Source organism: Deferrivibrio sp., assembly GCF_055117995.1.
Genome location: NZ_JBSQOT010000008.1, coordinates 1 through 13,731, shown reverse-complemented (window position 1 = coordinate 13,731; position 13,731 = coordinate 1). Strand labels below are relative to the sequence as shown.

At 31.3% G+C, this 13,731-nt stretch carries 16 protein-coding genes; 3 read left to right on the top strand and 13 right to left on the bottom strand.

Translation table 11 applies throughout. The features are described 5' to 3' along the window. Window positions 1–66: 66 nt before the first annotated feature. The 3 genes from ACTCAF_RS03755 to ACTCAF_RS03745 are packed head-to-tail and all read right to left on the bottom strand — an operon-like array spanning window position 67 to window position 1,515. Window positions 67–261, bottom strand: a complete 195-nt coding sequence (locus ACTCAF_RS03755) for a hypothetical protein (protein ID WP_463061962.1) — start codon at window positions 259–261, stop codon at window positions 67–69. After that, window positions 231–851: a hypothetical protein gene (locus tag ACTCAF_RS03750; RefSeq protein ID WP_463061961.1), complete on the bottom strand. Its 621-nt coding sequence runs from the start codon at window positions 849–851 to the stop codon at window positions 231–233. The genes ACTCAF_RS03755 and ACTCAF_RS03750 overlap by 31 nt, the downstream gene beginning before the upstream one ends. Before the next feature lie 10 nt (window positions 852–861). Next, window positions 862–1,515 (bottom strand): CPBP family intramembrane glutamic endopeptidase, encoded by a 654-nt coding sequence (locus ACTCAF_RS03745; protein ID WP_463061960.1) that lies wholly within the window; start codon window positions 1,513–1,515, stop codon window positions 862–864. A 208-nt stretch (window positions 1,516–1,723) separates the two neighbouring features. Here ACTCAF_RS03745 and ACTCAF_RS03740 point away from each other — a divergent pair, with 208 nt between their 5' ends. From ACTCAF_RS03740 to ACTCAF_RS03730, 3 genes are read left to right on the top strand one after another with little or no spacing between them, the layout of a single operon-like run. Continuing rightward, window positions 1,724–4,057, top strand: a complete 2,334-nt coding sequence (locus tag ACTCAF_RS03740; RefSeq protein WP_463061959.1) for a hypothetical protein — start codon at window positions 1,724–1,726, stop codon at window positions 4,055–4,057. Further along, window positions 4,015–5,007, top strand: a complete 993-nt coding sequence (locus tag ACTCAF_RS03735; protein WP_463061958.1) for a phosphatidylserine decarboxylase — start codon at window positions 4,015–4,017, stop codon at window positions 5,005–5,007. The genes ACTCAF_RS03740 and ACTCAF_RS03735 overlap by 43 nt, the downstream gene beginning before the upstream one ends. 1 nt (window position 5,008) lies before the next feature. Further along, the gene (locus tag ACTCAF_RS03730; protein ID WP_463061957.1) at window positions 5,009–6,055 is read left to right on the top strand and encodes a prolipoprotein diacylglyceryl transferase family protein; all 1,047 of its coding nucleotides are present in this window, start codon (window positions 5,009–5,011) and stop codon (window positions 6,053–6,055) included. A gap of 2 nt (window positions 6,056–6,057) precedes the next feature. Here ACTCAF_RS03730 and ACTCAF_RS03725 read toward each other — a convergent pair whose 3' ends face one another. From ACTCAF_RS03725 to phnC, 10 genes are read right to left on the bottom strand one after another with little or no spacing between them, the layout of a single operon-like run. Further along, complete coding sequence (locus ACTCAF_RS03725) at window positions 6,058–6,783, bottom strand: MBL fold metallo-hydrolase (protein WP_463061956.1); 726 nt, start codon at window positions 6,781–6,783, stop codon at window positions 6,058–6,060. After that, window positions 6,783–7,295, bottom strand: coding sequence for a hypothetical protein (locus ACTCAF_RS03720; RefSeq protein WP_463061955.1), 513 nt, complete (start codon window positions 7,293–7,295; stop codon window positions 6,783–6,785). The genes ACTCAF_RS03725 and ACTCAF_RS03720 overlap by 1 nt, the downstream gene beginning before the upstream one ends. Window positions 7,296–7,297: 2 nt before the next feature. Then, window positions 7,298–8,467 carry an alpha-D-ribose 1-methylphosphonate 5-triphosphate diphosphatase gene (locus tag ACTCAF_RS03715; RefSeq protein ID WP_463061954.1) on the bottom strand — a complete coding sequence of 390 codons (1,170 nt, stop codon included), beginning with the start codon at window positions 8,465–8,467 and terminating at the stop codon, window positions 7,298–7,300. A 14-nt stretch (window positions 8,468–8,481) separates the two neighbouring features. Beyond that, window positions 8,482–9,168, bottom strand: coding sequence for a phosphonate C-P lyase system protein PhnL (gene phnL / locus ACTCAF_RS03710; RefSeq protein ID WP_463061953.1), 687 nt, complete (start codon window positions 9,166–9,168; stop codon window positions 8,482–8,484). 10 nt (window positions 9,169–9,178) lie between these two features. After that, window positions 9,179–10,009 (bottom strand): ATP-binding cassette domain-containing protein, encoded by an 831-nt coding sequence (locus ACTCAF_RS03705; RefSeq protein WP_463061952.1) that lies wholly within the window; start codon window positions 10,007–10,009, stop codon window positions 9,179–9,181. Further along, the gene (locus ACTCAF_RS03700) at window positions 10,010–10,840 is read right to left on the bottom strand and encodes an alpha-D-ribose 1-methylphosphonate 5-phosphate C-P-lyase PhnJ (protein WP_463061951.1); all 831 of its coding nucleotides are present in this window, start codon (window positions 10,838–10,840) and stop codon (window positions 10,010–10,012) included. It lies immediately after the preceding gene. A 5-nt stretch (window positions 10,841–10,845) separates the two neighbouring features. Further along, on the bottom strand, window positions 10,846–11,880 hold the full coding sequence (locus ACTCAF_RS03695; RefSeq protein WP_463061950.1) for a carbon-phosphorus lyase complex subunit PhnI: 1,035 nt from the start codon (window positions 11,878–11,880) through the stop codon (window positions 10,846–10,848). Further along, window positions 11,881–12,411, bottom strand: a complete 531-nt coding sequence (locus ACTCAF_RS03690) for a phosphonate C-P lyase system protein PhnH (RefSeq protein WP_463061949.1) — start codon at window positions 12,409–12,411, stop codon at window positions 11,881–11,883. Between the two features lie 7 nt (window positions 12,412–12,418). Continuing rightward, window positions 12,419–12,838, bottom strand: coding sequence for a phosphonate C-P lyase system protein PhnG (locus ACTCAF_RS03685; protein ID WP_463061948.1), 420 nt, complete (start codon window positions 12,836–12,838; stop codon window positions 12,419–12,421). 11 nt (window positions 12,839–12,849) lie between these two features. Then, the gene (gene phnC / locus ACTCAF_RS03680) at window positions 12,850–13,629 is read right to left on the bottom strand and encodes a phosphonate ABC transporter ATP-binding protein (RefSeq protein WP_463061947.1); all 780 of its coding nucleotides are present in this window, start codon (window positions 13,627–13,629) and stop codon (window positions 12,850–12,852) included. Window positions 13,630–13,731: the final 102 nt, after the last annotated feature.

Below are 13,731 nucleotides of genomic sequence, written 5' to 3'. Positions count from 1 at the left end.
TTTCAAAAAACAGAGATAAAATCTGCCACAAACATAAAAATAACGCCAGAAATGTTATTTTTAATTTCATTTAGAATATTCGAATTTTAGTCTCCCCGATTCTATAGCATTATTAAAAGCTTCAAAAGGGAAATTCAGTTCAAAATAATTTCTAAAATATCTTTCAAAAATCTTAGTTGCCTCTGCCTGATTTTGATTTACGAAATAAACACTTTTTATTAGCGCTTCTTTCAAAGCTTTATCCGTTTCTTTATCTTGCATAAAAGTGCGTTGATAGGGAATCTGAAATCTTTACCAATAAAATCAATGATATCATATACATAATAATTTTTCTGCAGCTTACTCAGTTTTAAAAGAAGGTTACTGACGTGCGGCTCAGGTAAAACTATTGTATCAAAATTTCCCTTTAAAAAAAGCTGAACGGCGATTTGCATATCTGTATATGTAGGTTGATTTTTTAGATTTAATTTTTGAAATAATATATCAGGAGAACCTCCTCTAAACGATGATACTATTTTCCTATTTTCTAAAACATCTTTATTGTCAATCGATTTATTTGTGATAATATAAACTGCTCTGCTGATAGTCGAGCCTGAATAAATCCAGCCGGTTAACTTTGATATTTTTTCCGCTGCTTCATAATTTACCGCTATCACATCGACTTTGTTCGACTTTATAAGGCCCACAAGAGAAGAGATATCTCCTGTAACCGGAACAAACTCAGCGTTTATATACCCCTTTTCAATCATTACAGCCATAGAAATCACATTAGGGTTTGCCAGTGAAGCCATTTTATAGGCATACAGGTTGATTGATAAGATTATAAAAAAAACAAAAGAAAATAATTTCATAATATAACCCTCATAATATATTCATAACAAAAAATTTTCCAATATCTATCGTATATAACATGCTCCCATACAATATATGCTCCAGCGTAACCAAAAACAAACTTTTTGTCTTTAAATATGTGTAAGAAAATATGTATCCACCGATTAAAGCCAGAGTAAAGGAAATAATATTTTGATAAATAATATGCCCAAACCCGAAGACCAAACTACTTATATGAAATATTGTTTTTTCACTGAAAACCAGGGCATACCTTTCAAACATAAATTTTCTATATATGATTTCCTGAGGTAAAACAGCTGCAAGAGAATAAATTCCCACTAAACTAACCCAAAAATAAAAACCTTTATTTATGAACAAGAAAAGGTCATCTTTCCAAAAAATAAATGTAGTGATCAATGATAATATCGAAAGCAAGAAAAAGCGATAAAGCATCTCAGGTAAATACTTTTTGACATTTAAAAAACTAAACTTACTCACACGAAAAGAACGCTTTTTGCACAAATAGATAGAAGACAAAATACCTCCGATAATTATATAAGGTAGAGGGTAAATTTTCTTAAAGCTAAATACTCCTATAAGAGGAAATAAAACAAAAAAGATTATCAGTTCAATATAAAGCAGTAACTGTTTTTGTTCTATGAAATATACCTTTATTTTTTCCATGATTACTTATAAAAGCTGGCTTAAAATTTTGCAATATTTAAAAAAAAATTAACATTTTTTTACAAAAAAGTGTTTTAATTAAAATATTGCTCCCCGAAAATGGTGAAACAGCAGCCGGATATTTCAACGGTTAAAACAAGTAGCTCTTTTTTCAAATATTTAACATAATTTTAATGTTTTTATAACATAAATTGTCTACCTCATTCCCATGACAAAATTTGACAACAAGCTTTTTGGGTGCAATCAGATGTTTTCCCCTGGAGATTTTACCGCAGGTGCTGAAACAGAACTTCAGGCTGGCGTCAAGGGGAAATGGGATAATATCGACCTTGTAAACAAAATCTTAAGTTCTACTTTTTATAAAAACTTATCAAGGAGATATGAAACAGGTGAAATAGATTTTAATAGGATCAAACAATTGGATAATCTTATAAAAAATACAAATAAGCATTTTTGGGAAAACAGCTGGGTTTTGTTGGACGAAAATGTTTTGTCAGATTATGCAAAAGATCAAATAAAAAAGGATTTTTTGGAAAATAAGTCTGATGTTAATTCTGAATTAAGAGATGATTATGCAGACTGTTATGTTAATTTTAAAGGGGTTGAAAAGTTAAGGTTACCTGTAAGCTATCTGTTAAATCTTGCTCTTATTGATGTGGTAAGCAATCTGAGCGATCTTCCCGAGGCAATTTTTGAAGAAGCAAAAAAGATCAGTTCGAAATATATAAATGATAATACATCTCCAGAAACTTTATCATTTTACATAAGTGACGACGATGATAATCTTGGTGAGAATATTGCAAACGAAACATCCATCAGATTTCTGATGACTCAGTTTCTATGCTATTATTCAAACGAAAAATTTGAACTGTCAAAATCAGGGCAGGAAGTTGTAATTTTCAAATCACCTCTGACTCCTACTTTCCAGAAAGACCTTAACTCATTAGTATCGGATACTTTTTATAGGGAACTTTTTATAAGCCCCTGCCTTTCAGGGTGGAATGAGGGGAGAAAGAAAAAAGAGTATATGATAAAATGCCATAAAGTATTATCCAGAAGCAGGCTAAACATTTTGAGTTCGTTAAAAGATGCCGGAATTATCAGAAATAACCTCATTATACTGCCTGATACCTCAAACACAGCACTTTCAAACAACGGAATACACCTTTCTATTGGAAGCAAATTATTAACAGAAAGTTTTAAGGCCCATTTTAATTTCTCAATGGAAAAGACTGAAAAATACTATATAGATCTTGCCATTAAAATAATGGAACACTTTTTGCCACTTTTTATAGGTATATATTCCGCATCACCTTACAGAGCTCCTTATAAAGATTTTCACCCTGAAAAAATATTGGGCTTTCTACCTCACGAACTTGATTATACTCACCTTAGAATGCTCTGGAGAAGATGGAAAAAGAAAGGAATAAGAAAAACCATATTTTTCAATAGAATTCAGCCTAAAGGCCCTTATTTCGTTGACCTTATTCTTGAAAAGCTTTTCTTTCAAAGAGGGGATTTTATTCCGGACTATAGATTAATAGATTATTTTGTTGCACTACTTAGTACGGAAAACGAATCAGGATTTAATGGAAATTTAGAAAATCAAAAAAAGCTAAAGCTGGCACTGGAAGAAATGGGGATTTTTGACTCTGATATGTCTTTTTATGCACCCATAAAAGGTAGATACTTTAAAGAAGCCGGATTTTGCGGATTTGAACTTAGAATTTTCAGTAACTTCTATTCATTAAAACATGACTTAAAACATGCAGCTAACCTCTTTGCCTTACTTATTTCTCTTGCCTTTAAATATATAAGAGAAGACAATATAACCCATGCATCAATACCTGATGAAAGGGCTGTTGAAAGCGAAAGAAGACAATTATTATATGCGTCGGCAATAGGAATTCCAACGGTATATATAAAGGAAAACACACCTAACAGGTTTCTGTTATCAATACTTAAACATTGTAAAGAGATCAGAAAAAGTAACAGATATAAAGGCTATATAAGAGTTAAGTTGGAAGATTACCGTTTAGCCCTTTTTAAAAAAATAGAAGCTGACTTTAAAGATAATTATATTAACATTTATTTCGAAGAAACATTAAAAGATCTTTATTTAAGGCTTATTAACCCTGAAAAACAAGGGGTAAATAAAATTATAAAAGAAGTACTGAAAAAAAATAAAAAAACAAATCCTGTAGATATTGTGGCAGAAAAGTTTAACAAAGATATGGAAATATTTTACAGGGAAGAACTTAGAATTAGACACATAAAAGAAGGCTTTTTCTCTTTGACGGAAGAGATATTAAAAATAGATTTTTCAAATAAAGAAATAAGAACACTTTTCAATCAGGTTTTCAAAGATACTGTGGTTATAAAAAAAATAGTCGATATCAGGGAAAAATTTGAAAAATCCAGACTAACATTGAAAGAAATTAAATTTGTAATAAAAACTATTCTGTTGGTTTCATATATAAAAAACAATAAGGAAAATTTATGCAAAAGCACTGCTACATCGAAAGGAAAAATAATAGCGTAGTTGAAGAAAAACTTTTTGCAGACAGACTCATCAAAAAAATTTATTCAGAAAATAGGGAGAAAAGTTCATATATCTTAAACCAGGCCACAAAGAAATGGGTTACAGATTTTTTAGGTTTTATAAAATACGATATTCCTCTTCCCGAATTTAGAATAAACAAAATAATCAAAGAACTTAATATAAATTTAAACGAATGTATCGATTCTCTTTCCAGCTTTAAAACTGTAAGGGATATTTTTGAAAGAAAAATCGACTTTAAAAATTTCAGATACATGGACAATGATTATCGAGCAATAGTAAGCCCATGCGATGCAAAGGTTTTGATTGGATCACTGAGTGAAACATCTATCTTTTACATAAAAAATAAGTTTTTTTGTTTTGAAGAACTTTTGCAAAACGAAAATTACGAAAAAATTTTTAATGGTGGAGACTTTACCATTTTCAGACTCACTCCGGATGAATATCATTACAATCATATGCCTGTTTCGGGAATTCTGGAAGATATTTATCAAATAGATGGGCTATATCACTCATGTAACCCTCATGTTGTAAACATAATAGCCACTCCTTATTCAAAAAATAAAAGGGTTATTACTATTATCAACACTGATATTGAAAATGGTAGCAAAATAGGTAAAATCGCAATGGTAGAAGTTGCGGCAATGATGATAGGTGAAATAGCTCAGTGTTATAGTGAAGAAAACTATGATAATCCAGTAATTCCTACTAAAGGAATGTTTCTGAAAAAGGGACAACCAAAAAGTTTATACAGACCGGGTAGCAGCACTACAATTTTACTATTTGAAAAGGATAAAATCGATCTCTGTGAAGATTTAATTACTAACTCAAAAAGAGCCGATGTGCCATCAAGATACAGTTTAAATTTAAAAGATGTAAAAGTGGAAACAAGGGTAGAGGTGAGAAGTACAATAGCTTACAGGAGAGGTTAAAATGTCTTTTTTGCTATTAATTATTTATATTTTTTTTACAGGCATATTACTATATTTTGGAATAAAAAATTTTCCAGGAGAAAAATACCAGTTTTTAGCCATAATACCGTTTAAAAAATCTCGAACAGGTGAATGGTATGGAATAAATATCACATATTATGGTTTATTAAATGCAATATCTTATTCCTTTTCTACCGCTTTATTTTTAACACTAACAATGAGTTACAATATTTCTTTCAAAACAGTTCTCTTTTCTGTTTTGATAATTTTAAGCATCTGTATGCCTGCCTCAAAACTTATGGCAAGACTTGTTGAAAACAAAAAGAATACTTTCACAGTTTCCGGAGCTTCATTTGTGGGAAGTATTACGGCACCATTTGTTGTTTTGATTACATCATATCTTATCACAAAAAATATTGATATTGCTCTGAATGAATCTTTTGTTGTTTTATCTTCACTTGCAATAAGTTACATAACAGGAGAAGGTATAGGCAGGCTTGCTTGCTTAAGCTTTGGCTGTTGTTACGGAAAAAAAGTTTCGGATTTCAAAGGTCCTATCAAAAAAATATTTGAAAAGTTTTATACTGTTTTTGAGGGTAAAACCAAAAAGATTTCATATGAAAGTGGTTGTGAAAATGTAAAAACAATTCCGGTTCAATCGGTTGCATCGATACTGTTTAATCTGACAGGAATATTGGCTATCATTTTTTACTCTCAGGGGTATATAAAGACAGCATTCTTAACATCAGTTATTGTTATTAATTTATTCAGATTTTTATCTGAATTTTTAAGAAATGACTTCAGAGGCAATAAAAAAGTATCAACTTATCAATATTTTTCAATAATTAATATAATTTACTCTATTATAATTTCACTTTTATTTAATACTTCAAATTCAGCAGACTTTAATATACTAAATGGTATTAATGAAGCATCTAAATTAAAATATTTGCTTATAGCAATATTTGTAATATCCTTTCTCTACACAGGTGTTAGTAAAGTAACATACTCAACTATAAAGTTTAAGGTTATGAAAAGTAATATTTAATGTTAATAAAAAGTTAAGTAATCGTACCTGAGCTTTATACCGTTCTTTTTTATGTATTCCAGAGTCTTATGGTTTGAATGAATCAAATATGCTTCTTTTGGCGAAATTTTATCGATAATTTTAGAAGCATCTATGAAATTCAGATGATTGCCTATACAATCCTCTGGGGATAAGCAGGCATCTATGTAACATATATCAATGTTGCTATTTCTCAAAAATGATAATGTTTTATGCTCAATTCTTGCACAATCAGTAAGATATGCGGTTTTTTTACCCTCAAATTCAATTAGATACCCTGTGGTATTCTTTGAGTGAACTAACGGAACTGGGGTAAAATGAATATTATTTACTTCTATCGGTTCAAAAGGTCTATTTTCAATATAAGTTATACTCTTCTTATGCTTGTATAAGTCAGCAAAACCTTCTTCATCATGAGGATGATAGCATACAATTTTATCTAAACTATGTCTTAATTTGAGCAAACCAAGAGCATGATCCGGATGAAAATGTGTAAGAAAAACAGCCTTTATCTTTCTTCCATCAAAAATGATGGAAATATTGTCTATTCCGCAATCAATAAGGATTATTTCTCCATTTTCTGTTTCTATATATGCACAAACCGAATTCTCAACTTTCTCAAGCTTGCGGTATAAACCACATATTTCACAGTTACAGTTATGAACAGGAATGCCACTACTGTCCGATGTACCAAGAAATCTGATATCCATCACAAACCCTCAATAAGTTTTAAAAATTTTTCTTTAGCTACATCAAATGAATCTTCATTCTTAAAAACTACCGTATTTTTTGCCTGATAATTTATCGTGTGTCTCATTAATCTTTGTTCAATCTGATTTTGATCTTCTCTTTTTCTCAAATTTAGCCTTTTTAATACGGTTTCTTTATCTGCAGTAACTAAAACAGTAATTACATCATTAAATCTCTTTTCAAAATCCTGAATTGCTGTCCGTGATACAGAGATAATGTTTTTTCCGTTCTTTAAAAAGTGAATAGGTATACCGTAAAAATTGCCATAAGCTTCCCATGTACTAACAAAAAAGCCCGATCTTGTCAGTACTTCAAATCCATGCATATCAACAAAGTAGTTGAATTCATTGTTATCCGGTTTTCTGGTTATGTATCTTTTGACTACATTAATATCTATTTTATCCGAAACATATTTTATCAGTGAATCTTTGCCGGAGCCACTTGGGCCTACAATTAAAATTATCTTTTTCATTTTTAAGTAATGGAAAAAATTTTTTTATAAGTACTTTTTAAATCGTAAGAATTATATATTATATTCCCTTTTTTCACAGTAAAAACTACCCTGGGGTAAAAAGATTCGTCAACAACGATTATATCTGCCAGCTTCGCTTTACTAATCGTTCCTCTGTCATTTAAACCAATTAATTTTGCAGGTATACTGGTAATCATCTCAAACCCCTTCTCAATTGGCAAATTAATTTCATCCCTTAATTTATAAGGGCTAAGCAGCATTGAACTTGGATGATAATCGCTACAAAGATAATCACAGACTCCTTCCTCGATAAGCAACCTTGCGGCTATATTGCCGCTTTGGCTTCCCCCTCTTACAACATTTGGAGCACCCATTCCGACACCCATACCCATATCTTTTGCATCTTTTGCAACATCAAGACTCAAAGGAAACTCAGAAATACTAACGCCTAATGCTCTTAAAGTATTTAACTTTTCTTTACAGTCATCATCATGGCTTAAAAGCACAATACCATAATCTTTTGCAAATTTTGTTAATTCCTCTACATACCCCATTTTTCTTCTGGAAAATTTTTCTTTTAAATATTTTCCGATTTCACTCTCTTTCAAATCATAAGTATTTAAATGATACTTCTTCCAGGATTCAAGGGTTTTAAACTGTCCCTGTCCGGGAGAGTGATCCATAATCGAAAGTATATTTATTTTTTTATCAGCAATTAGTTCTTTAATTAACGGTATCCCTTGATGGTTTGTTATTTCAAAGCGTAAATGAATAAAATTATCAACAAGAGTGGTGTTATTATTTTGCATAAAATGGATTCTTTCAACAATTTCCCTAGCATATTCATTAGTTCTAACCTTTTGTAACTCTTCATCCTCAAAACTTATTCCGTGAAAAATTGTTGTAACACCCTGCAATGCAAGTTTTTTGTCAAATTCTATTATTGCCATATCCAGCGGAAATAATGCTCCTGGGCGAGGCTCAATCTCTTTTTCAATACCATCACAATGTAAATCTACAATTCCAGGTAAAATTTTTCTATTTTCAAAGTCAATTACTTTATCATAAGAACCATATTTTGAAACTTCAATAATAATACTTCCCTCTATTAATAAATCTGCAGGGATAAATTTTCCATCAACAAATACACTTTTACTCCTTAGAGCATACATTATGGCCTCCAATTTTACAGATATCTGTTATTTTTAACATCAAAAATCCTATCAGAAAGCTCTTTTTTCAATTTTTCGTCATGAAAAATGCCTATTAAAGTTCCACCATTTTCTTTGTACTGTTTTATTTTTTTGATTACTCTTTCTTTGTTTTTTACATCTAGTGAAGCTGTAGGTTCATCTAGTAAAAGTAGTGGTTTATTTTCAATCAATCCTCTTGCAATATTTACTCTTTGTTGCTCACCACCGCTAAAGCTCAAAGGTGAAAGATTAAATAATTTTTTCTTAATATTAAAAAAACTAAGCATCTCTTTAGCTTTTTCTTCAGCTTCCTTTTTGTCTGCTCCTTTTTCTAACAATGGTGCTGAAACGTACTGTAAAGCTGTTGTCCTTGGAAGAATCTGAAGAAACTGCGAAATATAACTTATGTATTTCTTTCTTATCTCCAAAATTTCATAGATTTGACAATCCGAAATATTATATTTCTCCCCATTTATTTTAAGATATATATTACCCTTAGTTACTCTATAAGCCCCATATATCATTTTTAAAATTGTTGACTTTCCCGTCCCACTTTGGCCTGTAAGACAAAATATTTCATTTCGCTTCACCTCAAATGTAATATCTTTAATAGGAGTAATCTTTATACCGCCTTGATTATGTATAACAAAATCTTTTGATACGTTTTTCATACTTAACATGTTTCCACCTCTACAGCATACTAGAAATCAAAGATTGGGTGTATGGATGTTGTGGATCTTGAAGTATTTGATCCGTAAGACCAAATTCTACAATGCTGCCATTTTTCATAACAATACAAATATCTGTTAAATGTTTAATAATACCAAGATCATGAGAAACAACTACCATAGTAAATCCGTATTCTTCATACAGAGCTTTTAAAAGGTCTAAAATGACCGCCTGTATTGTCAAATCAAGCCCTGTTGTTGGCTCGTCTAAAAGTATAATCTGAGGGTTACTTGCAAGAGCTTTAGCAATTTGTATCCTTTGTTGTTGACCACCACTAAACTGTGAAGGTAAGTCATAAAATCTGTTTTTTAAAATTCCGGTTTTTGACAGAAAACTATTGGAAATCTCTCTAACACTGTTAAAATTTTGATTCCCTTTAGCAATCACTCTTTCGGCGACATTACCGCTGGCTGTAAAATTAAAATTTAGCCCTTGATAAGGGTTTTGCCTGATAAAAGACATTATATTATTTTGAAAGTAATTAACTTGATTAATACTGATATTTGACATATGTCTTGGGGCGGAATTATCATAAATTATAACATCTCCTGTTGTAGGAGTTTCAAGCAGATATAATATTTTTAATAAGGTAGATTTTCCGCTACCACTTTCTCCTACTATCCCAAACCTATCTCCCTTTTTTATACTAAAGCTTATGTCTTTAAGTGCTAAGACACTATTGCATTCCGGGCAGATACTCTCTTCACTCTTTTCATAAATAATTTTATTGCAATAACTACAACCTTTCCCATATATCTTTGACAGTGAATTAATCTCTAAAATTTTCGGCATTTACTCCTCCGACTTTCTATTCAAAATCAAATCGCAATAACTTGTATCGTTACAGTAGTACTTTTTTTCTCCTATCTCATTGACTATTTCATCCATAAATACACCTGTAGCACCACACCTATGGCATGAAATATTGTTAAAAGTTTCCACTTCAAAACCCAAATCTTCAAAAACCAAAGGCTCTACTTTAGTATATGGAGGAACAGCATAGATCATCTTTTCACGACCTGCCCCAAATAAGATTAATCCTCTATTTTTATTCAATTTAGGGATGTCAAACTTAGGGATAGGACTTGGATCCATAATGTAATAGTCGTTAACAACTACTGGATAACTGCTTGCAAATCTGCTAATGCTATATTTTACTATATCTTCATACAACAAGACCCATAGTTTTGAGTAATCTCTGTAAGCATGCATAACTTTTCTTTTCCCATAATCTGGTTCAACATTTACAAGTACATCAGGATATGGAACCTGTAAGACCAATATCTGATTTTCCTTTAAGGGTATTTCAGGAATTCTGTGTCTGCTTTGAATCAGAGTGCTTTTATCAGTTTCAAATGTAGTTTTTACTATAGTAGTCGATTTTATAAAATTTCGTAAAGTTACAGCATTGACACTTCCATCACAACCCTGGTCAATTATTTTAAAAATATCATCTTCCTTAATTATGCTTAGGGTTATCTGAATGCCACCGGTCCCCCAACCTCTTGCAACCGGCATCTCCCTGGAAGCAAAAGGGACAAGATAGCCTGGAATAGATATCGCTTTCAAAATTGCCCGTCTTATTTCTTTTTTTGAATCTTCGTTTAAAAAAGCATATGTCATAACAATCAGTTACCTCCCTTTAAAACGTTTTCAAAGACTTTTAAGTCAGATAAAAAAGTAACATAATGAGGTAATTTGTAGTGATTAGCAAATCCTACTGATTCTATAGAGTCTATATGATTCATAATAATATCAAAGTTACTTGCAATGTCCTGAGAATTATTCGTATAACTTGAATTGTACAGAGCAGAATCAATTATAGCCATTGATATAGCTTTTGTTTCGTTAAATCCAAAACAAGCGCCAAACCCTGAAGTAAGTTTTACTCTACCATCCTCTTGCTTTTCAAACTTAGACAAAATTTCACATGAAGTTAAAAGTATCTCGCATACTTTTACTTCTTCACCAATAAAAGGATGTTCTAAATATATTTCAGCAAAGCCAACACGTAAATCACCTATTGTAGGATGAACATCACCGTATCCTCTCATAGATGTGTATGCGAATGCAAGCAGTGAACCTGTTTCACCTCGTGCCATCATCTGTAAAACTGCGCTTCTTTTGTAAGGTGGTTCTGGAAATATTTTCGTAATATCAAAAGGGTCTTCTTCTTTAGGTAAAGTTTTAACCAGATTTTTTTCTCTAAAACTTTCCAAAATTGAATCAGAAATAATGTCTGTATCAGGAAAGCTCTCTATGTTGAAATTATCTACGCTTTCAAGTGTACCCACTACCTTCACAAGATAATCAAGAGAAGGCCCTAAAATCTGACCTCCTGGAACATTTTTAAAAGCAGATGATATCTTTCTGATTATTCTCAATTTATTAACATCTATGGCTCTTTTCCCATTTATATTATTACAACTACTTCTAAAGGATCTCATAAAAAATGAGCTAGCAAATTTGTCTCCACCAATTTTATGAAATATATTTGTGGTGACATTAGTTGAATAGAGTGATGACTCACTTAGTATCTCTTGAATTACAAAAAAGTTTTTTTTGTCAATACCTTCATTTTCAAAAAAATCGAGAAATTTATCATAAAAAGATATTGCGTGCTTTATTGCTTTTTCGCCACCTTTGACAGCAACATATCCCATTTATACCTCCAATTTTGTGGTTCTTGTTAAAACAAAAAAGCTATTTTTATTGTCATAAATTATAAAATCTAACCCCAGCGGAAAATTCCCGTTTATTTTTCTGAAATTTTCAACGAATTTTTCTGTTAAAGGAAGATCAACAAACTTTTCATTTTCAATTCCAGGACCATTTAACTTTACATTTATTGTAGAGTTTGCTCCCATCATTATAACTGTAGTAGATTTTTCTGGATTTAAAATGTTACCTATTTTGCATTTAGTAAACTCTGTATCTGTAAATTCTGATAGAAACACATAATCAGCTTCATCCAGGCATACCTTTTCAGCATTGGTAATGCTTTTGATAACCTCAAATTTTTCATCATTCTCAATGTAATACGTAACATTTGAATATAAAAATAGCACTCCGAAGGTGAGCTGGATGTCATTCATAAAAAGCTCAATATCAGACTTAGTGGCTGGATATGAGAATCCTTTTAAAATCTTCCTGAAGTTTTCTCTATTTATTTTTTCAATATCAAACTTTATCATTTTAACCTCACATCAAATCAAATTCTACCTTAGTTGAATGAGCATATTGATTGATATATCTCTTCTTAAGGACGAAATTGTTCCTTCCTTCAGCAAGTAAGTTGTCGATCTTTTCTATAAAAAAACCGGCTCCGTAGGCAGCATCTAATATGGCAACATAATTAGCCATCTCATAGTTTTCATCATAAACCATAGCCCATCCCATATGTTTTTCATCTATCCTAACAATACACCTTGTGGTCAAAACTTCACCTACATAAAAACTACCACCTGAAATCGGATCTTTGACTGGGACTAAAACAGTGTATAAGTTTGGTTTCTCAACTATTTCAATTTTGTGAGAATTAGTTACTTCGTCGCATACTTTTTTTAATGATTTAAAACTACATTCTTGAAGTAAAAAATTTAAATCCTTTCTATTATTCATTCTACCTCCAGTTACGTAAGCATTTCATCAGCGTCATATACACCGTAAATCTCTATTAAATCTTTTTTTTTGATATCTTTTGGTGAGCCATCATATACAATCTCCCCTTTCTTCATAGCAATAATTCTATCAAACATCTTCTTTGCAACACTAAACTGATGTAAAGATACCAGAAGTGTTTTTTTATGTTTTTCATTAAGCTTTATCAAGTTTTTCATTACTCTTTCTGAGGATGCAGGATCGAGTGAAGCAATTGGTTCATCAGCAAGGACAATTTTAGCTTCCTGAGCAAGAACTCTTGCTATAGCCCCTCTTTGCTGCTGACCTCCGGACAAAGTTGAAGCTCTCTGGTGTGCAAACTCAAGCATACCCACATTATCAAGTGCTTCAAGAGCAATTAATTTATCTTTTTTGTCAAAAACATAAAAAAACGAATTTAAATTGGAAGTCTTGTTAAGTCTTCCAATTAAAACATTAGTTAACAATTTTAATCTTCCAACAAGATTAAATTGCTGAAATATTATACCTATTTCACTATTTATTTTTTTGGACTCAGGAAGCAATTTGCCATCTCTTTGCCTGTCAACCCCCATTATCTCTACTTTACTGTCTAGCCCCTTATCAATTTTCTCAAAACCACCTATAATCCTAATAAGAGTGGATTTTCCTGATCCTGAAGGTCCAATAAGAGCTACCCTTTCTCCCTCTTTTATACACAAATTGATCTTATTAAGCACTTTATTTCCTTTTACAAAGATCTTATTTACATCTTTAAGCTTGATTATATCCATAACTAAGATACCCCCTTTTGTCAAGACTTTTTTTCATAGATTTTAATTTTCCTTCATTCATGCTGTTTCACTCAGTAAAGTGTCTTCTTTTAACATACCCTG